Source organism: Enterobacter sp. 168J2 (assembly GCF_034107265.1).
Lineage (GTDB): Bacteria > Pseudomonadota > Gammaproteobacteria > Enterobacterales > Enterobacteriaceae > Enterobacter > Enterobacter nematophilus.
Window position 1 is genome coordinate 261,875 of the sequence record NZ_JAWNEB010000005.1, and the last position, 20,912, is coordinate 282,786.

A 20,912-nucleotide genomic window follows, 5' to 3' on the forward strand; every position below is an offset into this window, starting at 1 on the left:
GAGAAGCCTATGTTTGGTGGAAAAGGCGGTCTGGGTGGCCTGATGAAGCAGGCTCAGCAGATGCAGGAAAAAATGCAGAAGATGCAGGAAGAGATCGCTCAGCTGGAAGTCACGGGTGAATCCGGTGCCGGTCTGGTCAAGGTGACCATCAACGGTGCGCACAACTGCCGTCGCGTGGAAATCGACCCGAGCCTGCTCGAAGACGACAAAGAGATGCTGGAAGATCTGGTTGCAGCCGCGTTTAACGATGCCGCTCGCCGTATCGACGAAACCCAGAAAGAGAAAATGGCCTCTGTTTCCAGCGGTATGCAGCTGCCGCCGGGCTTTAAGATGCCGTTCTGATGCAAACCAGTCCGCTGCTCACGCAGTTAATGGAAGCGCTGCGCTGCCTGCCGGGCGTTGGCCCGAAGTCAGCGCAGCGCATGGCGTTTACGCTATTGCAGCGCGACCGCAGCGGCGGGATGCGCCTGGCGCAGGCTTTGACCCGCGCCATGTCAGAAATTGGTCACTGTGCGGATTGCCGCACCTTTACCGAGCAGGACGTATGTAACATCTGTACGAACCCGCGTCGCCAGGAAAACGGTCAGATTTGCGTGGTGGAGAGTCCGGCGGACATCTACGCGATCGAACAAACCGGGCAGTTTTCCGGCCGCTACTTCGTGCTGATGGGGCATCTCTCCCCGCTGGACGGCATTGGCCCGGACGATATCGGTCTCGACCGCCTTGAACAGCGCCTGGAGTCCGAAACGATCAAAGAGGTGATCCTCGCCACCAACCCCACGGTGGAAGGGGAGGCAACCGCCAACTACATCGCCGAGCTGTGCGCGCAGTACGGCGTTGACGCCAGCCGCATCGCCCACGGCGTGCCGGTGGGCGGCGAGCTGGAGATGGTCGATGGCACCACGCTGTCGCACTCGCTGGCCGGACGCCACAAGATTATTTTCTGACCAAACGGAGGCTGCGCGCGCGGCCTCCGCTTGAAAATTTCCCCCCTTATCCCCATCTCTCCCTCAACGTTTTACAACCCCATTAAATGGCATTGTTGAGGTCGACTTAGATGAAAGGACAAGAAACCCGCGGTTTCCAGTCAGAAGTAAAACAGCTTCTGCACCTGATGATCCATTCCCTGTATTCCAACAAAGAAATTTTCCTGCGTGAGCTGATTTCCAACGCCTCTGATGCGGCGGACAAGCTGCGCTTCCGCGCGCTGTCCAACCCGGATCTGTACGAAGGCGACGGCGAGCTGCGCGTGCGCGTCTCTTTCAACAAAGAGAACCGCACCCTGACGATTGCCGACAACGGCATCGGGATGAACCGCGACGAGGTGATCGACCACCTCGGGACCATCGCCAAATCCGGCACCAAAGCGTTCCTCGAGTCCATGGGCTCTGACCAGGCGAAAGACAGCCAGCTGATCGGTCAGTTCGGCGTGGGCTTCTACTCGGCGTTCATCGTGGCGGACAAAGTCACCGTGCGCACCCGTGCCGCGGGCGACAGCGCCGGGAATGGCGTGCTGTGGGAGTCCAAAGGGGAAGGCGAATACACCGTTGATGACATCACCAAAGCGGATCGCGGGACCGAAATCACCCTGCACCTGCGCGAAGGCGAAGACGATTTCCTGAACGACTGGCGCGTGCGCTCCATCATCAGCAAGTATTCCGACCACATCGCCCTGCCGGTAGAGATTGAAAAACAGGAAGAGAAAGACGGTGAAACCGTGGTTTCCTGGGAGAAGATCAACAAGGCGCAGGCGCTGTGGACGCGCAACAAGTCTGAAATTAAAGACGACGAATACAACGAGTTCTACAAGCACATCGCCCACGACTTTACCGACCCGCTGACCTGGAGCCACAACCGTGTGGAAGGTAAGCAGGAGTACACCAGCCTGCTGTATATCCCGGCGCAGGCGCCGTGGGACATGTGGAACCGCGATCACAAGCACGGCCTGAAGCTGTACGTGCAGCGCGTATTCATCATGGACGACGCCGAGCAGTTCATGCCGAACTACCTGCGCTTCGTCCGCGGCCTGATAGATTCCAACGATCTGCCGCTGAATGTCTCCCGCGAAATTCTGCAGGACAGCACCGTTACCCGCAACCTGCGTAACGCGCTGACCAAACGCGCGCTGCAGATGCTGGAAAAACTGGCGAAAGACGATGCCGAAAAATACCAGACCTTCTGGAAACAGTTCGGCCTGGTGCTGAAAGAAGGCCCGGCGGAAGACGCTGCGAACGTCGAAACGATCGCCAAACTGCTGCGCTTCGCCTCCACGCACACCGACTCCTCCGCGCAGACCGTGTCGCTGGAAGACTACGTCTCCCGCATGAAAGAGGGGCAGGAGAAGATCTACTACATCACCGCCGACAGCTACGCGGCGGCGAAGAGCAGCCCGCACCTGGAGCTGCTGCGTAAGAAAGGCATCGAAGTGCTGCTGCTTTCTGACCGCATCGACGAGTGGATGATGAACTACCTGACCGAGTTCTACGGTAAGGCGTTCCAGTCCGTTGCTAAAGCCGACGAGTCCATCGACAAGCTGGCGGATGAAGTGGACGAAAGCGCGAAAGAGGCCGAGAAGGCGCTGGAGCCGTTCGTTGAGCGCGTGAAAACTCTGCTGGGCGACCGCGTGAAAGAGGTGCGCTTCACGCACCGTCTGACCGACACCCCGGCGATTGTCACCACCGATGCTGACGAAATGAGCACCCAGATGGCGAAGCTGTTCGCCGCGGCGGGCCAGGCGGTGCCGGAAGTGAAATATATCTTTGAGCTTAATCCGGATCATCCGCTGGTGAAACGCGCGGCGGATACCCAGGATGAAGCCCGCTTCGCCGAGTGGGTTGAACTGCTGCTGGATCAGTCCCTGCTGGCCGAGCGCGGCACGCTGGAAGATCCTAACCTGTTCATTAAACGTGTGAATGCGCTGCTGCTGGCGTAACTGACCACGTCTCCCCTGGTCTTCTCCCTCTCCCCGTGGGAGAGGGCCGGGGTGAGGGCACCAGACCGCACAACGCCAAATTATCTCCCCCCATTAACCGTTTCAGCCTTCCCGCCTTCCTTGAGCCACGCCCGTTCTGGTGGTATTGTTTAGCGCTTTTGAAAAATTGAAACGACATTTGAGGGGATTTTCGCAATGCGTATTATTCTGCTTGGCGCTCCGGGCGCGGGTAAAGGAACTCAGGCTCAGTTCATCATGGAGAAATACGGTATTCCGCAAATCTCCACCGGTGACATGCTGCGCGCCGCTGTTAAATCTGGCTCCGAGCTGGGTAAACAAGCGAAAGACATCATGGACGCAGGCAAGCTGGTAACCGACGAGCTGGTTATCGCGCTGGTTAAAGAGCGCATTGCGCAGGAAGACTGCCGTAACGGTTTCCTGCTGGACGGCTTCCCGCGCACCATTCCTCAGGCTGACGCCATGAAAGAAGCGGGCATCAACGTGGACTACGTTCTGGAGTTCGACGTACCGGACGAGCTGATCGTTGACCGTATCGTTGGCCGTCGCGTGCACGCTGCCTCTGGCCGCGTTTACCACATCAAATTCAACCCGCCTAAGGTTGAAGGCAAAGACGACGTGACCGGCGAAGAGCTGACCACCCGTAAAGACGATCAGGAAGAGACCGTGCGTAAACGCCTGGTGGAATACCATCAGATGACCGCGCCGCTGATCGGCTACTACACCAAAGAAGCGCAGGCGGGTAACACCAAATACGCCAAAGTTGACGGCACCAAAGCCGTGGCTGACGTACGTGCAGAGCTGGAAAAAATCCTCGGCTAATCGCACGCCTCTCACCCGGGGTCCCGGGTGAGAAATATTCTCATCTTACCTATTACAGCAATGGGTTTCGTTTAAACGCATTTCCGCTACAATTGACAACCTATCAAATGGTTAAGAGGCGTGAATGAGTCAGGCGAAAACCGGCATCCTGCTTGCCAATCTGGGCACTCCAGAAGCACCCACTCCAGACGCGGTAAAACGCTACCTGCGACAATTTTTAAGCGACACGCGCGTCGTGGATTTTCCGAGACTGCTGTGGTGGCCGCTGCTGCGTGGCGTCATTCTGCCGATTCGCTCTCCGCGCGTCGCCAAACTCTATCAGTCCGTCTGGATGGAAGAGGGTTCGCCGCTGATGGTTTACAGCCGTCGTCAGGAGAAAGCGCTGGCCGCCCGCCTGCCGGATATGCCCGTCGCGCTCGGTATGAGTTACGGAAAACCGTCCCTGAAAAGCGCGGTGGACTCCCTGCTGGCGCAGGGCGTGGACCATATCGTCGTGCTGGCACTATATCCGCAGTACTCCTGCTCGACGGTGGCCGCCGTCTGGGACGAGCTGGCCCGCATTCTGGCAACCCGCCGCCGCATTCCGGGCGTGACCTTTATCCGCGATTACGCCGATAACGATCTCTACATCAAGGCGCTTGCCAACAGCGCCCGAGCGTCGTTTGAAAAGCACGGCGAGCCGGATCTGCTGCTGCTCTCCTATCACGGGATCCCGCAGCGTTTCGCCAACGAAGGGGATGATTACCCGCAGCGCTGCCGCGATACCACCCGCGAGCTGGTCTCCGCCCTCGGCCTGCCGCCGGAGAAGGTGATGATGACCTTCCAGTCGCGCTTTGGTCGCGAGCCGTGGCTGACGCCGTACACCGATGAAACCCTCAAAATGCTCGGTGAGAAGGGCGTGAAGCACATTCAGGTGATGTCGCCGGGCTTCTCGGCGGACTGTCTGGAAACGCTGGAGGAGATCGCGGTGCAAAACCGGGAATTTTTCCTTGAGGCTGGTGGCGAAAAGTACGAATACATTCCGGCGCTTAACGACTCGCCTGAGCATATCGACATGATGGTCTCGCTGGTGACGAACAGCCGCTGATCGCACTCCGGGCCGGGTTTGTGCTACCATTCCCGGCCCATATTCTTCGTACAGTTCAGACCATGAAATTTCCCGGTAAACGCAAATCCAAACACTACTTTCCCGTCGATGCCCGCGATCCGCTCCTGCAGCAAATCCAGCCTGAAAATGAAACCAGCGCGGCCTGGGTCGTCGGTATCGACCAGACGCTGGTGGACATTGAAGCGAAAGTGGATGATGAGTTTGTCGCCCGTTACGGTCTGAGCGCCGGTCACTCCCTGGTGATTGAGGACGACGTTGCCGAAGCGCTGTACCAGGAGCTGGTGCGCGAAAACCTGATTACCCATCAGTTCGCCGGGGGCACCATCGGCAACACCATGCACAACTACTCCGTTCTGGCAGACGACCGCTCGGTCCTGCTCGGCGTGATGTGCAGCAATATCGAAATCGGTGGCTACGCCTACCGCTACCTGTGCAACACCTCCAGCCGTACGGATCTGAACTATCTCCAGGGCGTAGACGGGCCGATTGGCCGCTGCTTTACGCTGATCGGCGAATCCGGCGAGCGTACCTTTGCCATCAGCCCGGGCCACATGAACAAGCTGCGTGCGGAAAGCATTCCTGAAGAGGTGATCGCGGGCGCCTCTGCGCTGGTGCTGACCTCCTACCTGGTGCGCTGCAAGCCGGGCGAGCCGATGCCGGAAGCGACCATGAAGGCGATTGAGTACGCCAAAAAGTACGATGTGCCGGTGGTGTTAACCCTGGGCACTAAATTCGTGATTGCCGATAACCCGGAGTGGTGGCAGGCCTTCCTGAAAGAGCACGTCTCGATTCTGGCGATGAACGAAGAAGAGGCCGAAGCGCTGACCGGCGAGAGCGATCCGCTGCTGGCGTCTGATAAAGCGCTGGACTGGGTGGACCTGGTGCTCTGCACCGCCGGCCCTGTCGGGCTGTATATGGCGGGCTTCACGGAAGAAGAGAGCAAACGCAAAACCCAGCACCCGCTGCTGCCGGGCGCGATTGCCGAGTTCAACCAGTACGAGTTCAGCCGCGGCATGCGCCACAAAGATTGCGTGAATCCGCTGCGTATTTACTCCCACATTGCACCGTATATGGGCGGGCCGGAGAAGATTATGAACACTAACGGCGCGGGCGACGGCGCGCTGGCCGCGCTGCTGCACGACATTACCGCCAACGCCTACCATAAAACCAACGTGCCGAACTCCAGCAAGCACAAGTTCAGCTGGCTGACCTATTCCTCGCTGGCGCAGGTGTGTAAGTACGCGAACCGCGTGAGCTATCAGGTGCTGAACCAGCATTCTCCGCGCTTAACGCGCGGTCTGCCGGAACGAGAAGACAGCCTCGAAGAGGCGTACTGGGACAGGTAAGAGAAGGCCCCTCACCCCGGCCCTCTCCCCATGGGGGAGAGGGTGTTTAAGTTCCCTCTCCCCCATGGGGAGAGGGTTAGGGTGAGGGGTGATCAGACCGCACAAGCTAGCCCGTCACTCCTTCTTCAACCGGCGGTTTCGCCAGCAGCGTCAGCATCGTATTCGCAATTTCGCGCTCGCCCATCACTACCTGATCCGCACCGCGCTCGGTAATGTACTCCACCTCGTCGTCATAGTGCGCCCGGGCGATAATCTCGATATTCGGGCACTTCTCACGCGCGGAGGCCACAATCTCTCCCGCTTCATAGCCGTTCGGAATCGTCAGCAGCAGCCAGCGGGCACAGTCCAGATGCGCCAGCTCCATGATCTCTTCGTTCGCCGCATTGCCCAGCACCGCACGAATGCCGCGCTCGCGCAGCTCGTCGACGCGGGTACGTGAGGTTTCTATCACTACCAGCGGGATCCCCTGCGCCATCAGCTTCTCACCGAGCAGGCTGCCGACGCGGCCAAAGCCTACCAGGAGGGCGTGATTACAAATATCTACCGGGATCTGCTTTTCTTCTTCCGTTGCCTCTTCCAGCGTCTGCTCTTCGAGGGTTTCGGTCTTCTCGAGGTATTTTTCCAGCAGGGCAAACAGCACCGGGTTCAGCATAATCGACAGAATCGCGCCCGCCAGCACCAGATTTTGCCCCGCCTGCGGCAGCAGGTTCAATACCATGCCCAGACCGGCCAGAATAAAGGCGAACTCACCGATCTGCGCCAGGCTGGCGGCAATCGTCAGCGCCGTACGCGGGGAGTGGCCGAACATCCGCACCAGGAAAAAGGCGGCGACCGACTTACCGAAGATGATAATCGCCAGCGTGCCCAGCACGGCCAGCGGCTGCTGAACCAGAATCATCGGGTCAAACAGCATGCCGACGGAGACAAAGAACAGCACGGCGAACGCGTCGCGCAGCGGCAGGGTATCGTGCGCCGCGCGGTGGCTCAGCTCGGACTCGTTCAGCACCATCCCGGCGAAGAACGCGCCCAGCGCGAAGGAGACGTCGAACAGCTCGACGGCGCCAAAGGCAATGCCCAGCGCCAGCGCAAGCACGGAGAGCGTAAACAGCTCGCGGGAGCCGGTCGCCGCGCTGCGGGACATGATCCACGGCACCAGACGGCGGCCCACCAGCATCATAATGGCGATAAAGGCCACCACCTTACCGATGGTGATGCTCATATCCAGCGCCAGCGAGGCGAAGCCGATGTTGTCTTTTTCCATCATTCCGGCGACGGCGGGCAGCAGCACCAGCGTCAGCACCATCACCAGATCTTCCACAATCAGCCAGCCTATTGCGATCTGCCCGCGCTGGCTGTCTATCAGCTGCCTCTCTTCAAGCGCGCGCAGTAGCACCACGGTACTGGCGGTTGAGAGGCACAGCCCAAATACGATGCCGGTCATCAGCGACCAGCCCAGCACTGCCGAAAGCGCCATCCCCAGCAGCGTCGCCACCCCTATCTGGGCGATCGCTCCCGGTATGGCGATCGACTTTACCGCCATCAGATCCTTCAGAGAAAAATGCAGACCCACGCCAAACATCAGCAGGATCACGCCCAGCTCCGCCAGCTCTGGCGCCAGTTTGGTATCCGCCACGAAGCCTGGCGTGAAAGGCCCCGCCAGTACACCCGCTAACAAATAGCCGACAAGAGGAGAAATACGCAGCTTATTGGCAATCATGCCAAGGATAAAAGCGAGCACAAGTCCACCAACAATGGTGGTAATAAGCGGTGTGGCGTGGTGCATTCCGTCTCCTTTCGCGGTGAGTGTTCCATTTTTGGCGTGAATACCAAAAAGCCAGTAATAGTTTATGACAATTTTTGCCCTTATGTTTATGAATAATTGTTGAAGTTTGAATAAAACGGCAACATGCGCCTTAAAAGGCGCATATTGATAAATTCAGAGCGGGGATGAAGAGGAATCCCTTATGGCATAAGGGGAAAGGGTAGCCAAAGCATAACTTTAGCTACCCGTAAATCACGCTTTATGACGATTATCAGGCAGGAATATGGTCAACATCCCAAGAAGCGGCAGGAAAGCGCAGATTTTGTAAACCAGGAAGATGCTGGTGTGATCCGCAACCATCCCTAATACGGCCGCGCCAAGGCCACCCATGCCGAAGGCGAAACCGAAAAAGAGCCCGGAAACCATTCCGATACGGCCCGGCAGCAGCTCCTGAGCATAGACCAGAATAGCGGAAAACGCGGAGGCGAGGATAAAACCAATTATCACGGTTAAAATCCCGGTCCATTCCAGGCTTGCGTACGGCAAAATAAGGGTAAACGGCGCCACGCCGAGGATTGAGCCCCAAATAACATATTTACGGCCAATCTTATCCCCCACCGGCCCGCCAATGACCGTTCCGGCAGCGACCGCGAACAGGAAGGCAAACAGATGGAACTGCGCGTTTTGTACCGATAATCCGAATTTTTGCATCAGATAAAAGGTGTAATAGCTGCTGATGCTCGCCATGTAGAAGTATTTCGAGAAAATCAGCACCAGCAGCACGGAGACCGCAAGAATGACCTTATTACGGGGCAGGGGATTGATAACATTTGCTTTAGGTTTTCCTTTGTTCACGCGATGCTGGGCGGCGTACCAGCGGCTGATCTGTGCCAGCACGACAATGGCGAGCAGGGCGGCCAGCACAAACCAGGCCACGTTGCCTTTGCCGTACGGAGCGATGATCACCGCCGCCAGCAGCGGGCCGAGGGAGCTACCGAAGTTGCCCCCTACCTGGAAGAGCGACTGCGCCAGCCCGTGACGGCCGCCGGAGGCCATACGCGCCACGCGTGAGGACTCCGGATGGAAGACGGACGAGCCGGTCCCTACCAGCGCGGCGGCGAGCAGAACCGCTTCAAAACTGCCTGCCATGGCCAGCAGCACCAGCCCGCTTAAGGTAAAGCACATGCCTATCGGCAGCGACCACGGCATCGGGTATTTATCCGTCCAGTAGCCCACCACCGGCTGCAGCAGCGACGAGGCCAGCTGGAAGGTCAGGGTGATCATCCCGATCTGTACGAAGGTTAAGGAAAACTCGGACTGCAGCAGCGGGTAGATTGCCAGAATCAACGACTGGATCATGTCGTTGAGCAGGTGCGAGAGGCTGATTGCGCCTAAAACTTTAAAAGAGGTGCGCGATGCCGGCGACGACGCCGGCGCGCCCGGAGCGGGCTGGGTTGATTCACTGATTGCCATAGAGAGAATTACCACGTCTTTAGTTATTAGAGATGCAGGGTGTAATTATTATCCGACTAACATACCCGCCTGCGACATTTGAAGAAAGTCGCAATTCTGAAAACTTATTTGTCTATTCTTGTTAGTCACTGTAATTTTTGCCTTTGTCTATTGGTCAGGGAGAGAGAAGATGAAGTTAATGAAGCGGGGCGTCGCGCTGGCGCTTATTGCCGCATGGGGCCTGGCAAGCCTGCCCGCGCAGGCGTATGAAAAAGATAAAACCTATAAAATCACCATCCTGCATACCAACGATCACCACGGTCATTTCTGGCGCAGCGAATACGGCGAATATGGCCTGTCGGCGCAAAAAACGCTGGTGGACGGCATTCGCAAAGAGGTGGCGGCCCAGGGCGGCAGCGTGCTGCTGCTGTCCGGCGGAGATATTAATACCGGCGTGCCGGAATCCGATCTACAGGACGCTGAACCCGATTTCCGCGGCATGAATTTAATCGGTTACGACGCGATGGCCGTTGGAAACCACGAGTTTGATAACCCGCTGAGCGTGCTGCGCCAGCAGGAGAAATGGTCCAAATTCCCGTTCCTCTCCGCCAATATTTACCAGAAAAGCACCGGCGAACGTCTGTTTAAACCGTGGGCGCTGTTTAAGCGTCAGGATCTCAAAATCGCGGTCATTGGTTTAACCACCGACGATACGGCAAAAATCGGTAACCCTGAGTTCTTCACCGATATCGAATTCCGCAAACCGGCAGACGAAGCGAAGCTGGTAATTCAGGAGCTGCAGCAGAACGAAAAGCCGGACGTGATTATCGCCACTACCCATATGGGGCACTACGACAACGGCGAGCACGGCTCCAATGCGCCCGGCGACGTGGAGATGGCGCGCAGCCTGCCGGCAGGTTCGCTGGCAATGATTGTGGGCGGTCACTCACAGGACCCGGTGTGTATGGCGTCCGAAAACAAAAAGCAGGTGGACTACGTGCCGGGCACGCCGTGCGCGCCAGACCGTCAGAACGGGATCTGGATTGTGCAGGCCCACGAGTGGGGTAAATACGTGGGCCGCGCGGATTTCGAGTTCCGTAACGGCGAGATGAAGCTGGTGCACTATCAGCTCATCCCGGTCAACCTGAAGAAGAAAGTGACCTACCCGGACGGGAAAAGCGAGCGCGTACTTTACACGCCAGAGATCGCTGAAAACCAGCAGATGCTCTCCCTGCTGACGCCGTTCCAGAATAAAGGCAAGGCGCAGCTGGACGTGAAAATCGGCACGCTGAACGGTCGTCTGGAAGGGGACCGCAGTAAAGTCCGCTTCGTGCAGACCAACATGGGACATCTGGCGCTGGCGGCGCAGATGGCGCGCACGAATGCGGACTTCGGCGTGATGAGCGGCGGCGGCATTCGTGACTCCATCGAAGGCGGAAACATCACCTACAAAGACGTGCTGAAGGTGCAGCCGTTCGGCAACGTGGTGGTGTATGCGGATATGAGCGGGAAAGAGGTCGTTGACTACCTGACCGCCGTGGCGCAGATGAAGCCGGACTCGGGTGCCTATCCGCAGTTTGCCAACGTCAGCTTTGTGGCGAAGGACGGCAAGCTGAACGATCTGAAAATCAAAGGCGAACCGGTCGATCCGGCGAAAACCTACCGTCTGGCGACGTTGAGCTTTAACGCCACCGGCGGCGACGGCTATCCGCACATCGATAATAAACCGGGCTACGTAAACACCGGCTTTATCGATGCGGAAGTGCTGAAGCAGTACATCGAGCAGAACTCGCCGATCGACGTGAATGCCTATGAGCCGAAGGGCGAGGTGAGCTGGCAGTAGTATTGTGCGGCCTGATGCCCTCACCCCAACCCTCTCCCACCGGGAGAGGGCGCGAACACAAAAAACGGTAACGCCTGTTACCGTTTTGCTTTTACCTCGCAGCCGCCACCCGGCTTTTTATTCAATCCCGGCGCGCAATATCCGCGAATTTCGCGTCAAGCATTTTCGCCAGATCGCCCGCGGCCAGTTCAATATCCAGTCCGCGTTTACCGCCCGAAATATAGATCGTCTCAAATTCCTGCGAAGGCGCATCGATCAGCGTCGGCAGGCGTTTTTTCTGTCCGAGCGGGCTGATTCCGCCCACCAGATAGCCCGTGGTTCGTTGCGCAACCATCGGGTCCGCCATATCCACCTTTTTCGCCCCCAGCGCTTTCGCGACTTTTTTGAGATCGAGCTGTCCGGCAACGGGCGTTACCGCCACGGCGAGATGCTTCATATCGCCATTCACCGCGACCAGCAGCGTTTTATAGACCTGGTCGGCATTCAGCCCCAGCTTGCGCACCACTTCATCACCAAAGTTGGTTTCGTTCGGATCGTGATCGTAGGTATGGATCCGGAAAGAAATGTTGTTTTTTTCGAGTAATTTAACGGCGGGAGTCATAGCTATCCTTCTTACGACAGACAATTCATGCAGCCAGCATACGCCTGACGTTTGTCTAAAAAATAGCACCATTTTGCGCAATAGTGTTGGCAGTGATGGTCACTTTGAGCGACAATCGGCTCAGCCGAAGGTCACTTCGGTATAATAAAAACGATGAAATTCCTCTTTGACGGGCCAATAGAGATATTGGCCATTTTTTTATTTCAACAGCGACGGCAAATTCCCTTCGCCGTACAAATGCAGCGCCCCGACCGCGACCACATACTCCCCCGCAGGTAAAGCATGCAGCGTCTCTCGCCAGGCTTTGTTGCGCGCATTCATCAGCACATCATAAAGCGATTCACTGAACGTCGACGGTAGCGCCAGCTTACCGTCCGCGGGCGGCGCATCCAGCCACCAGCCAATCATGGTTTGCAGCAGACGCGCGTTGGTGTGCCAGTGGGTCAGGGTATCATCCAGCAGCATCAGACCGTCGTCAGGAAGCTGGCGCAGGAGCGCAATCTGGCTGTCCGTCCCTTCCAGCTCGATGATGGGCATACGGCGCGCCCGCGCCACGTTCAGCAACTGGTAATCAATGCCGTAGTCACCGCGCAAACCCAGACGCTGCGCCTGCGTGGCCTGCAGCACCATCGCAATTTGCCACAGCGGCAGGGTGTCAATCATGGAGAGCGACACGCCGGTTTCTGCCGCCACGCGCGTCAGTTCCTCGAGCTGGTCGTCGTTCAGGCGCTCCGCCAGAGGGAGAGCGCTTTCAAGCCCGGCAAACGGCGACTCGTGGCCGGAAATGTCCGCCTCGACGACCAGCGCGTCGGCGCGCTTCAGGCGTTTTATCAGGCCGGGTGGCAGGGGAGACATTCCCTGTGTGCCCATATGGATGCTGCCGACCAGATGAAGATGTTGCCCGCCGGGAAGGGAGATATCCAGGCCGGGCCAGTCATAGCGGCGGGGGAAGAGGGCGCGAAACGATGCTTTTATACGATTAAACAGACTCATACGCGCTCCATGACCGGAAAGGGTCATGCTAGCGCGTACGAGAACAAGGTTCAATCCTTCGGTTTAAACCGCAGCAGACGGTTGGCGTTGCTCACCACGGTAATGGAGGAGAGCGCCATCGCCGCACCCGCAACCACCGGGTTCAGCAGGGTGCCGGTCAGCGGCCACAAAATGCCGGCAGCAACCGGAATACCGAGCGAGTTATAGACGAACGCCCCCAGCAGGTTCTGCTTCATGTTGCGCAACGTGGCTTTAGAAATGGCCAGCGCGTCGGCAACGCCCATCAGGCTGTGGCGCATCAGCGTAATGGCGGCGGTTTCAATGGCGACATCGCTCCCGCCGCCCATGGCGATCCCCACGTCCGCCTGGGCCAGCGCCGGGGCGTCGTTGATGCCGTCGCCTACCATCGCCACCTGGCGACCTTCATTTTGCAGGTTCCTGATGGCGTCCGCTTTGCCGTCCGGCAGCACGCCCGCAATCACCTCATCAATACCGGCCTCTTTCGCGATGGCGTTGGCGGTGGTCGGGTTATCCCCGGTCAGCATCACCAGGCGATAGCCCGCGCGGTGCAGGCGCTGTAAGGCATCCACGCTGTCCTGGCGAAGCGGATCGCGCACGGCCAGCAGCGCGGCGGCTTTGCCATCCACCGCCAGCAGAACCGGGGTGGCGCCCTGAGACGCCTGTGCTTTCAGCTCATCTTCCAGCGCGGACGTATCAACACCGTTTTCATTCAGCAGCGCCTGGTTACCCAGCAGCAGCGCGTGGCCGTCGGCTTCACCGCTGACGCCGAGCCCGCGCAGGGTGCGGAAATTGCTGACCTGCGGCAGGACTGCATCGCCCGCTTTATCGAGAATGGCCCGGGCCAGCGGGTGGCTGGAACCCTGCTCCAGCGCGGCGGCAAGGCGCAGCGCGTCCTCTTCCGCAATGCCAGCGGTGCTCACGGCCACAACCTGCGGTTTGCCCTCGGTCAGCGTACCGGTTTTATCAAAGACAATCGTATCCAGCGTGCTCGCTCGCTGCAGGGCATCCGCATCACGGACCAGCACGCCAAACTCGGCGGCGCGGCCCACGCCGGAGATAATCGACATCGGCGTTGCCAGGCCAAGCGCGCACGGACAGGCGATGATCAGCACCGTGGTGGCGATCACCAGTGTGTAGACAATCTGCGGTGCCGGGCCGAAGAAATACCAGATCGCCGCGCTCAGCAGGGCAATGCCGACCACCACCGGCACAAAAATGGCCGAGATTTTGTCAGCAAGCTGGCCAATCTCCGGCTTGCTGCTTTGGGCCTGGCGCACCATGCGGATAATGCGCGACAGCGTGGTATGGCTGCCGACGGCGCTGGCAGTAAACAGCACGCTGCCGTCCTGCACTACCGTACCGGCATGCACCGCGTCGCCCTGGGATTTCTGCTGGGGGATCGGCTCCCCGGTCAGCATCGCTTCATCCAGCCAGGCGTCGCCCTGGGTGATTTCACCGTCGACGGGCACCCGGTCGCCGGTGGTCAGGCGCAGCGTCATGCCCGGCTGCACCTCCGCCAGCGGGACGCTTTTCTCCCCGTCGTCCGTGACCACGCGGGCCGTCGGCGGGGTTAAATCGAGCAAGCGTTCCAGCGCTTTCGAGGAGCGCTGACGGGCGCGCGCTTCCAGCATGTGGCCCAGGTTAATCAGGCCGATAATCATCGCGCTGGCTTCATAATAGAGATGGCGGGCTTCCATCGGGAACCACTGGGGCCAGACGTTCACGCTCATGGAGTACAGCCACGCCGCGCCGGTACCGAGCGCAACCAGCGTATCCATCGTCGCCGTGCGGTTTTTCAGGCTCTTCCAGGCGCTGGTATAAAAATGCCCGCCTGCAAAGACCATGACCGCAAGGGTAATCAGACCAATCACCAGCCACAGCGTGCGGTTGTCTGCGGTGACCATCATGTTGTCACCCATCATGCCCCACACCATCACCGGAATACCGACCAGCAGGGCGACAATCGCCTGCCAGCGGAAGCGCTTCATTGTGGCAATAGCCGTTTCCTGCTGGCGCTCGCGGCGTTCGGCGTCATCTTCGATGGCCTCCGCCCCGTAGCCCGCTTTTTCCACGGCCTGCACTAAATCTGCGGCGGAGGCACTGCCCATCACCAGCGCAGTACGCTCCGCAAGGTTGACCCGTGCCTGTGCGACGCCCGGTACCGCCTGCAGGGCGTTCTGCACGCGGGAGACGCAGCTGGCGCAGCTCATGCCGTTGATCAGCAGCTGTTGGCTGTCATCAATATCATCCGCTGCCGGAAGCTCAGGGGTGGCCGCTGTCAGCGCTTCCGACGGGGATGATGACTCTGCCAGCGGGTTAGCCTTTGGGTGGCTTAACTCCGCCCCATAACCGGCCTGTTTAATGGTATCAATCAGCGCGTCCGCGCTGGCGCTGCCGGTCACGGCGGCATGGTCGATAGTCACTTCAGCGCTTTCAACATCAGGACGCTGTTCCAGGCTTTCTTTAACGCGTTTGACGCAGTGGCCGCAGGAGAGGCCGTCCAGCGTCAGGTCGATAGTGTGAGACATAACAAAACTCCCGTATAATATATTGGTCAGTTGTTGACCGGAGTAACGCTTTTCGCTAACTGTTATGAAGGTTAAACCTTCCATCAAGGGGAAGGTCAAGGGGGTAATGTGAATATCAGTGACGTGGCCAAAAAAACCGGCTTAACCAGCAAGGCAATCCGCTTTTATGAAGAGAAGGGGCTGGTGACGCCGCCGCTGCGCAGTGAAAACGGCTACCGCAGCTACACGCAGCTGCATCTCGACGAGCTGACGCTGCTGCGCCAGGCAAGACAGGTGGGGTTTAACCTGGAAGAGTGCGGCGAGCTGGTTAACCTGTTTAACGATCCGAAGCGCCACAGCGCCGACGTGAAAAAACGCACGCTGGAAAAAGTGGCGGAGATCGAGCGCCACATCATTGAGCTACAGGCGATGCGCGAACAGCTGCTGCAGCTGGCAGAATCCTGCCCGGGTGATGACAGCGCCGACTGCCCGATTATTGATAATCTTGCCGGCTGCTGCCATCGTAAAACCCACGTCTAGCAGGCTTTTACCCGCAGCGTAATCCCTTCCACCGCAATGACCTCAACCTGCGTGCCGGCATTGAGGTCTTCGTCGGCCACCACCGGCCACGAGCTGTCGCCCACGCGCATGTGCCCGCGCCCGTTCACCAGCGCGGCGTCGAGCGTAAAGCGCTTGCCGACAATCTGCTGTCCGCGCTGGTTGAGATGCGCGTCCAGCGGTTTCTGCTCTTTGACCTGGCGGTTAAGCCAGCGCCACCACAGCCAGGCGGCAACCAGCGTCAGCACGGCAAACAGCGCGCCCTGCCACGCCCAGTCCAGAGGAAGGATCCAGACCAGCAGGCCCGTAATGACAGCGGCAACACCGCTCCAGAGCAGGTAGCCGTTGCCGCCAAGCATCTCCGCCGCCAGCAACAAGCCACCGAGGCTTAGCCAGAAGGCATGAGGATGTGCAACGATCAGCTCAATCATTTTTTACGCTCGTTTCCGCTGTCTTTGATCAGTTCGGCGATCCCTGCGATAGAGCCCATCAGGCTGCTGGCGTCCAGCGGCATCATCACCACTTTGCTGTTGTTCGCGGAGCCGATCTCTTTCAGCGCATCGGTATATTTTTGCGCCACGAAGTAGTTCACGGCCTGGATATCACCGGCGGCAATCGCCTCGGAGACCATCTGCGTCGCGCGGGCTTCCGCTTCTGCAGAGCGTTCACGCGCTTCCGCCTGTAAGAACGCGGACTGACGGTCGCCTTCGGCTTTCAGGATCTGCGACTGTTTTTCCCCTTCCGCTTTGAGGATCTCCGCCTGGCGGACCCCTTCGGCTTCCAGAATATAGGCACGCTTGGTACGCTCGGCCTTCATCTGCGCGTTCATGGAGGCGATCAGCTCTGCCGGCGGGCGCACGTCGCGGATCTCGATACGGGTGACTTTGATCCCCCACGGGTTCGTTGCCTCGTCAACAATGTGCAGCAGGCGGGTATTGATGCTGTCGCGCTGGGAGAGCATCTCGTCCAGCTCCATCGAGCCGAGTACGGTACGGATGTTGGTCATCGTCAGGTTGACGATCGCCAGCTCCAGGTTGCTCACCTCATAGGCCGCTTTCGGCGCATCAATCACCTGAATAAAGCAGACGGCATCAATGGTAACGTTGGCGTTATCTTTGGAGATCACCTCCTGAGAGGGGATATCCAGCACTTGTTCCATCATGTTGATCTTGCGACCAATTCTGTCCATGAACGGGATAATCAGGCTTAAGCCGGGCTGCAGCGTGTTGGTATAGCGGCCGAAGCGCTCTACGGTCCACTGATAGCCCTGCGGGACAATTTTGACGCCTGCGCCCACGATAACCAGCGCGACGAATATAAGGACGGGAACAACGATGAGCATAAAAACCTCCTGTTTTGCATGCTTTGATGAGAAAAAGCGCGTGTTTGCTAGTCGTAAGTATATCGGCTAATGGGCTAAAATTCGCCCCGTCCGACGGGCGGGGCAGAGCGTTAGTGGTAGCTGTAGGTAAAGTCAGCGATCAGCGCATCGTCACCCGCATCGGCGATGGCTTTCGACAGGCCGTGATAGAAGGTCTCCAGCCCAATCTCTTCGACCTGGTGCAGCTGCTCGCGGATCGGCGCGCAGAACAGTTCCGCATTGCCCGCGCCCACGCGCTTGTTGTTCGGCGGAAGCTGACCGGTGATCCCTTTGAACCAGGTGCGTACCGCGCCCTTCAGAGAGGTAGGCGCGTCGTTGACGGCGTCGTGTCCCGTCAGAATTTGCAGCGTCGGGAACTGGTCCGCACAGACTGCCGTTTTCATGCGCGCATAAAACTGGCTGAAGAGTTCGAAAGACTGCAGATCGGTGACTTTGGGTTTGGTGGTTTTGCCCTGAACGTTGCCTGTCTTTTTAGCCGCGGGCTGCGCGGGCGCCAGCTTATTGAGCTGCAGATCGAACAGCAGGTTCGCGTGTTCGCGTCGTTTGCCTACGTCCGGGAAGCGTTCGATAAACGCGCGGATAAATTCCGGCGTCATCAGGTCAGCAAAATCATGGTTGACCAGCCACTGGCCGCGGGCAAACTCACCGGGAGACTGGAACCAGGCCGGAACCTTGCCCGGCTCGAACTCTTTGACATTCCCTCTGCCGTCGATTTCAACGAAGCGAGTGCCGTTGTCAAACGCAAAGCGGCAATTCTTCAGCTGAATGACCGGCTTCATCTTCAGCAGGCCCTTAACGAAGCGGACAAGTTCTCCCCCGAACACATAAGCCGTAACGGATTCTGAAGCGATGGCGGCAAGAAGCTGATCGATGGTTTTCACGCCGGGTTCAAGTTCAGAAAACTCATAAAAAGTGTGAATATTAGACATTCTTGTACTTCCTTATTGTGTTGCGGGCAGAGCTTAACACCACTTTAACGAATGTTCTAAACCAGGGATGCGGAAGTGTCGCTAAGGTCACGGCGTAAACTGTAAAGCGAAAGTGTAAAGCATGTCTAATGAATGCACGGTAAACACAATCGGAAGTCTTTATGGCGAAGGGGGGCGCTAAAACGCGTTGTGACGAACGTGCGGCACGGATTATGCTAATAGCGCTCAGGGGTTACTGGAAAAAATATGAACAACGAAAATGCAGTTTTGCAGATAAAGGACGTTGGCTTTCGTGTTGCGAATAACACCATCCTTCAGCACGTCGGGTTTAACCTTTCTCCCGGTGAGTTCAAGCTGATAACGGGGCCGTCAGGCTGCGGTAAAAGCACCTTACTGAAGATTGTGGCCTCACTGCTGAGCCCAACGGAAGGTACCATTCTGTTTGAAGGGCAGGATATTGCGGCCCTTTCCCCGGAAAGCTATCGCCAGCAGGTCTCTTATTGCGTACAAACGCCAGTACTTTTTGGCGACACGGTTTTTGATAACCTGATTTTTCCGTGGCAAATCCGCAATAAAACGCCGGAGCCGGAAAAATTCATCGACGATCTGCTCCGTTTTGGCCTGGCGAAGGAGACGCTGACCAAATCCATCCATGAGCTCTCGGGCGGAGAAAAGCAGCGCGTCTCGCTGATCCGTAATCTGCAGTTCTTACCGAAGGTATTGCTGCTGGATGAGATTACCAGCGCGCTCGATGAGGCCAACAAACGCAACGTCAACGAGATTATTCATCGTTACGCCCGCGAGCAGAACATTGCCGTGCTGTGGGTGACGCACGACTCAAACGAAATTACCCATGCGGATGACGTGATTACGCTCCAGCCGCACGGCGGGAAAATGCAGGAGGCCAACCGTGGGTGAGCATAATATTACCAATGAATCTCTGGCGTTTTCGATGGTGCTGGTGCTGATTGCTATCGTCGTCAGCTACCGGGAAAAGCTGGGGCTGGAAAAAGATATTGTCTGGAGCATCTGCCGCGCGGTGGTTCAGCTCATCATCGTCGGCTATGTGCTGAAGTATATTTTCAACGTCAACCACGCGGTGCTGACGCTGCTGATGGTGCTCTTTATCTGCTTTAACGCGGCGTGGAACGCGCAGAAGCGCAGTAAATATATTGATAAGGCGTTTATCTCGTCGTTTATCGCGATTACCACCGGGACGGCGCTCACCCTGGCGGTGCTGGTGCTCTCCGGCTCGATTGAGTTTACGCCGATGCAGGTGATCCCTATCTCCGGGATGATTGCGGGGAACGCCATGGTGGCCGTTGGCCTGTGCTACAACAACCTCGGCCAGCGTTTCAGCAGCGAACAGCAGCAGCTGCAGGAGAAGTTAAGCCTGGGGGCGACGCCAAAAGTGGCTTCAGCGCGGCTGATTCGTGAGAGCATTCGTTCATCGCTGATCCCGACCGTGGATTCTGCCAAAACGGTGGGGCTGGTGAGCCTGCCTGGCATGATGTCGGGGCTGATTTTTGCCGGTATCGATCCGGTAAAAGCGATTAAGTATCAGATCATGGTGACGTTTATGCTGCTTTCCACGGCGAGCCTGTCAACCATCATTGCCTGCTACCTGACCTATCGGAAGTTCTACAACGCGCGCCACCAGCTGGTGGTGACACAGCTAAAAAAAGCGGATTAAGCCTGTTTGTGTAGGCCCGGTAGGCGTTAGCGCCACCGGGCATTTTTTTGTTAGTAGAGCAGCGCGTACAGCTGACGACGATACTTCGACGCCAGCGCGTCTCCGGTGCCCAGCGCGGCCAGGATCTCCTGGAACATCTTGCGCGCCTGGCCGTCTGCGGCAGCCAGATCTTTCTGCAGGTGGCTGAACAGCAGCTCCAGCGCCTCTTCGTTACGCCCCACCTGATGCAGCTGCAGCGCCAGCTGGCTTGCCAGCGCGGCATCCGCCGGGTTGTCGGCCACCTGCTGCTGCAGCTGCTGAATTTCCGGGGTGTCCGCCGCCTGCTTCAGCAGCTCAATCTGCGCCACCAGCCCCTGATAGCGGGTGTCCTGATCCTGCATTGGAACCGTCTTGAGCACGGCTTCCGCGTCTTCTGAGCGGTGCAGGGCGATCTGCGTTTCCGCCAGCAGCAGGCCGATCTGGCTGTTCTGGTTCGACAGCTGCCACGCCTCTTTAAGCAGCGGCAGCGCCTCGTCGTATTTGCCTTCCTGCATCAGCGCCATGCCTTCCTGCGCCTTCAGCTCTTCTTCGCGCGGCAGCACTTTATCCAGCAGGGCGCGAATCGCCTCTTCCGGCTGGGGCCCCTGGAAGCCATCAACAGGCTGGCCGTTCTGGAACAGATAGACGGTTGGAATGGCGCGCAGACCAAACTGCGACGCGACCATCGGCTCGGCGTCACAGTCCAGCTTAGCGAGAATGAACTGACCGTTGTACTGCGCGGCAAGGCTTTCCAGCACCGGCGTCAGCTGCAGACAGTGCTGGCTGCGCTCAGACCAGAAGTAGAACAGCACCGGTTTAGCCATCGACTGTTCGAGGACCTGCTGCAGGTTTGCTTCTGTAATATTGACGATATTCTGTACGGACATGCGGCTTTCTCTTTTGTCGGTTTACTCTTTACATGGGGATG

Annotated in this window: 19 protein-coding genes; 10 read left to right on the forward strand and 9 right to left on the reverse strand. The window is 58.1% G+C overall.

Going from position 1 to position 20,912, the window contains the following annotated elements:
- Positions 1 to 9: 9 nt before the first annotated feature.
- The 6 genes from USG84_RS15420 to USG84_RS15445 all read left to right on the forward strand — a co-directional run bounded on the left by USG84_RS15420 (position 10) and on the right by USG84_RS15445 (position 6,226).
- Positions 10 to 342: a YbaB/EbfC family nucleoid-associated protein gene (locus USG84_RS15420; protein WP_003858972.1), complete on the forward strand. Its 333-nt coding sequence runs from the start codon at positions 10 to 12 to the stop codon at positions 340 to 342.
- Positions 342 to 947 carry a recombination mediator RecR gene (gene recR / locus USG84_RS15425; RefSeq protein WP_006809843.1) on the forward strand — a complete coding sequence of 202 codons (606 nt, stop codon included), beginning with the start codon at positions 342 to 344 and terminating at the stop codon, positions 945 to 947. The genes USG84_RS15420 and recR overlap by 1 nt, the downstream gene beginning before the upstream one ends.
- A gap of 110 nt (positions 948 to 1,057) precedes the next feature.
- Positions 1,058 to 2,932: a molecular chaperone HtpG gene (gene htpG / locus USG84_RS15430; RefSeq protein ID WP_151413933.1), complete on the forward strand. Its 1,875-nt coding sequence runs from the start codon at positions 1,058 to 1,060 to the stop codon at positions 2,930 to 2,932.
- Positions 2,933 to 3,127: 195 nt separating this feature from the next.
- On the forward strand, positions 3,128 to 3,772 hold the full coding sequence (adk, locus tag USG84_RS15435) for an adenylate kinase (RefSeq protein WP_006809841.1): 645 nt from the start codon (positions 3,128 to 3,130) through the stop codon (positions 3,770 to 3,772).
- A 124-nt stretch (positions 3,773 to 3,896) separates the two neighbouring features.
- Positions 3,897 to 4,859: a ferrochelatase gene (gene hemH / locus USG84_RS15440; protein WP_061099008.1), complete on the forward strand. Its 963-nt coding sequence runs from the start codon at positions 3,897 to 3,899 to the stop codon at positions 4,857 to 4,859.
- 62 nt (positions 4,860 to 4,921) lie between these two features.
- A complete protein-coding gene (locus tag USG84_RS15445; RefSeq protein ID WP_061099007.1) occupies positions 4,922 to 6,226 on the forward strand; it encodes an inosine/guanosine kinase in 1,305 nt (434 codons plus the stop codon).
- Positions 6,227 to 6,332: 106 nt separating this feature from the next.
- On the opposite strand, the gene ybaL is transcribed toward USG84_RS15445, so the two are convergent.
- A complete protein-coding gene (ybaL, locus tag USG84_RS15450; RefSeq protein WP_151413932.1) occupies positions 6,333 to 8,009 on the reverse strand; it encodes a YbaL family putative K(+) efflux transporter in 1,677 nt (558 codons plus the stop codon).
- A gap of 231 nt (positions 8,010 to 8,240) precedes the next feature.
- Positions 8,241 to 9,461: an MFS transporter gene (locus USG84_RS15455; RefSeq protein ID WP_253540957.1), complete on the reverse strand. Its 1,221-nt coding sequence runs from the start codon at positions 9,459 to 9,461 to the stop codon at positions 8,241 to 8,243.
- A 169-nt stretch (positions 9,462 to 9,630) separates the two neighbouring features.
- On the opposite strand from USG84_RS15455, the gene ushA reads away from it, so the two are divergent.
- Positions 9,631 to 11,283 (forward strand): bifunctional UDP-sugar hydrolase/5'-nucleotidase UshA, encoded by a 1,653-nt coding sequence (gene ushA / locus USG84_RS15460; protein WP_253540958.1) that lies wholly within the window; start codon positions 9,631 to 9,633, stop codon positions 11,281 to 11,283.
- 121 nt (positions 11,284 to 11,404) lie between these two features.
- On the opposite strand, the gene ybaK is transcribed toward ushA, so the two are convergent.
- The 3 genes from ybaK to copA form a co-directional block, all read right to left on the reverse strand.
- On the reverse strand, positions 11,405 to 11,884 hold the full coding sequence (gene ybaK / locus USG84_RS15465; RefSeq protein ID WP_021241623.1) for a Cys-tRNA(Pro)/Cys-tRNA(Cys) deacylase YbaK: 480 nt from the start codon (positions 11,882 to 11,884) through the stop codon (positions 11,405 to 11,407).
- Positions 11,885 to 12,082: 198 nt separating this feature from the next.
- Positions 12,083 to 12,877, reverse strand: coding sequence for a TraB/GumN family protein (locus USG84_RS15470; RefSeq protein ID WP_253540959.1), 795 nt, complete (start codon positions 12,875 to 12,877; stop codon positions 12,083 to 12,085).
- A gap of 50 nt (positions 12,878 to 12,927) precedes the next feature.
- Entirely contained in the window at positions 12,928 to 15,426 is a 2,499-nt protein-coding gene (gene copA / locus USG84_RS15475) for a copper-exporting P-type ATPase CopA (protein ID WP_253540960.1), read from the reverse strand.
- A gap of 108 nt (positions 15,427 to 15,534) precedes the next feature.
- Here copA and cueR point away from each other — a divergent pair, with 108 nt between their 5' ends.
- Positions 15,535 to 15,945, forward strand: coding sequence for a Cu(I)-responsive transcriptional regulator (gene cueR, locus USG84_RS15480; RefSeq protein ID WP_028012206.1), 411 nt, complete (start codon positions 15,535 to 15,537; stop codon positions 15,943 to 15,945).
- Here the strand turns inward: cueR and USG84_RS15485 are convergent.
- The 3 genes from USG84_RS15485 to USG84_RS15495 all read right to left on the reverse strand — a co-directional run bounded on the left by USG84_RS15485 (position 15,942) and on the right by USG84_RS15495 (position 18,273).
- Positions 15,942 to 16,394 (reverse strand): NfeD family protein, encoded by a 453-nt coding sequence (locus tag USG84_RS15485; protein WP_061099001.1) that lies wholly within the window; start codon positions 16,392 to 16,394, stop codon positions 15,942 to 15,944. The genes cueR and USG84_RS15485 overlap by 4 nt on opposite strands.
- Complete coding sequence (locus USG84_RS15490) at positions 16,391 to 17,305, reverse strand: SPFH domain-containing protein (protein ID WP_061099000.1); 915 nt, start codon at positions 17,303 to 17,305, stop codon at positions 16,391 to 16,393. Before USG84_RS15490 ends, USG84_RS15485 begins: the two co-directional genes overlap by 4 nt.
- Before the next feature lie 110 nt (positions 17,306 to 17,415).
- Positions 17,416 to 18,273, reverse strand: a complete 858-nt coding sequence (locus USG84_RS15495; protein ID WP_061098999.1) for a hypothetical protein — start codon at positions 18,271 to 18,273, stop codon at positions 17,416 to 17,418.
- A 246-nt stretch (positions 18,274 to 18,519) separates the two neighbouring features.
- Here USG84_RS15495 and fetA point away from each other — a divergent pair, with 246 nt between their 5' ends.
- Together fetA and fetB are read left to right on the forward strand one after the other, a co-directional pair.
- Positions 18,520 to 19,191, forward strand: a complete 672-nt coding sequence (gene fetA, locus USG84_RS15500) for an iron efflux ABC transporter ATP-binding subunit FetA (protein ID WP_151413930.1) — start codon at positions 18,520 to 18,522, stop codon at positions 19,189 to 19,191.
- Positions 19,184 to 19,966, forward strand: coding sequence for an iron efflux ABC transporter permease subunit FetB (gene fetB / locus USG84_RS15505; RefSeq protein WP_061098997.1), 783 nt, complete (start codon positions 19,184 to 19,186; stop codon positions 19,964 to 19,966). The genes fetA and fetB overlap by 8 nt, the downstream gene beginning before the upstream one ends.
- 50 nt (positions 19,967 to 20,016) lie before the next feature.
- On the opposite strand, the gene USG84_RS15510 is transcribed toward fetB, so the two are convergent.
- Positions 20,017 to 20,871 carry a co-chaperone YbbN gene (locus USG84_RS15510; protein ID WP_151413929.1) on the reverse strand — a complete coding sequence of 285 codons (855 nt, stop codon included), beginning with the start codon at positions 20,869 to 20,871 and terminating at the stop codon, positions 20,017 to 20,019.
- Positions 20,872 to 20,912: the final 41 nt, after the last annotated feature.

Excerpts from the sequence above, each read along its gene's own strand:
- ybaK (WP_021241623.1), bottom strand. The coding sequence starts at position 11,884 with ATGACTCCCGCCGTTAAATTACTCGAAAAAAACAACATTTCTTTCCGG.
- USG84_RS15455 (WP_253540957.1), bottom strand. The coding sequence starts at position 9,461 with ATGGCAATCAGTGAATCAACCCAGCCCGCTCCGGGCGCGCCGGCGTCG.
- USG84_RS15420 (WP_003858972.1), top strand. The coding sequence starts at position 10 with ATGTTTGGTGGAAAAGGCGGTCTGGGTGGCCTGATGAAGCAGGCTCAG.
- fetA (WP_151413930.1), top strand. The coding sequence starts at position 18,520 with ATGAACAACGAAAATGCAGTTTTGCAGATAAAGGACGTTGGCTTTCGT.
- copA (WP_253540960.1), bottom strand. The coding sequence starts at position 15,426 with ATGTCTCACACTATCGACCTGACGCTGGACGGCCTCTCCTGCGGCCAC.
- USG84_RS15510 (WP_151413929.1), bottom strand. The coding sequence starts at position 20,871 with ATGTCCGTACAGAATATCGTCAATATTACAGAAGCAAACCTGCAGCAG.
- ybaL (WP_151413932.1), bottom strand. The coding sequence starts at position 8,009 with ATGCACCACGCCACACCGCTTATTACCACCATTGTTGGTGGACTTGTG.
- USG84_RS15470 (WP_253540959.1), bottom strand. The coding sequence starts at position 12,877 with ATGAGTCTGTTTAATCGTATAAAAGCATCGTTTCGCGCCCTCTTCCCC.
- USG84_RS15495 (WP_061098999.1), bottom strand. The coding sequence starts at position 18,273 with ATGTCTAATATTCACACTTTTTATGAGTTTTCTGAACTTGAACCCGGC.
- hemH (WP_061099008.1), top strand. The coding sequence starts at position 3,897 with ATGAGTCAGGCGAAAACCGGCATCCTGCTTGCCAATCTGGGCACTCCA.
- ushA (WP_253540958.1), top strand. The coding sequence starts at position 9,631 with ATGAAGTTAATGAAGCGGGGCGTCGCGCTGGCGCTTATTGCCGCATGG.
- htpG (WP_151413933.1), top strand. The coding sequence starts at position 1,058 with ATGAAAGGACAAGAAACCCGCGGTTTCCAGTCAGAAGTAAAACAGCTT.
- recR (WP_006809843.1), top strand. The coding sequence starts at position 342 with ATGCAAACCAGTCCGCTGCTCACGCAGTTAATGGAAGCGCTGCGCTGC.
- adk (WP_006809841.1), top strand. The coding sequence starts at position 3,128 with ATGCGTATTATTCTGCTTGGCGCTCCGGGCGCGGGTAAAGGAACTCAG.
- USG84_RS15490 (WP_061099000.1), bottom strand. The coding sequence starts at position 17,305 with ATGCTCATCGTTGTTCCCGTCCTTATATTCGTCGCGCTGGTTATCGTG.
- USG84_RS15485 (WP_061099001.1), bottom strand. The coding sequence starts at position 16,394 with ATGATTGAGCTGATCGTTGCACATCCTCATGCCTTCTGGCTAAGCCTC.
- USG84_RS15445 (WP_061099007.1), top strand. The coding sequence starts at position 4,922 with ATGAAATTTCCCGGTAAACGCAAATCCAAACACTACTTTCCCGTCGAT.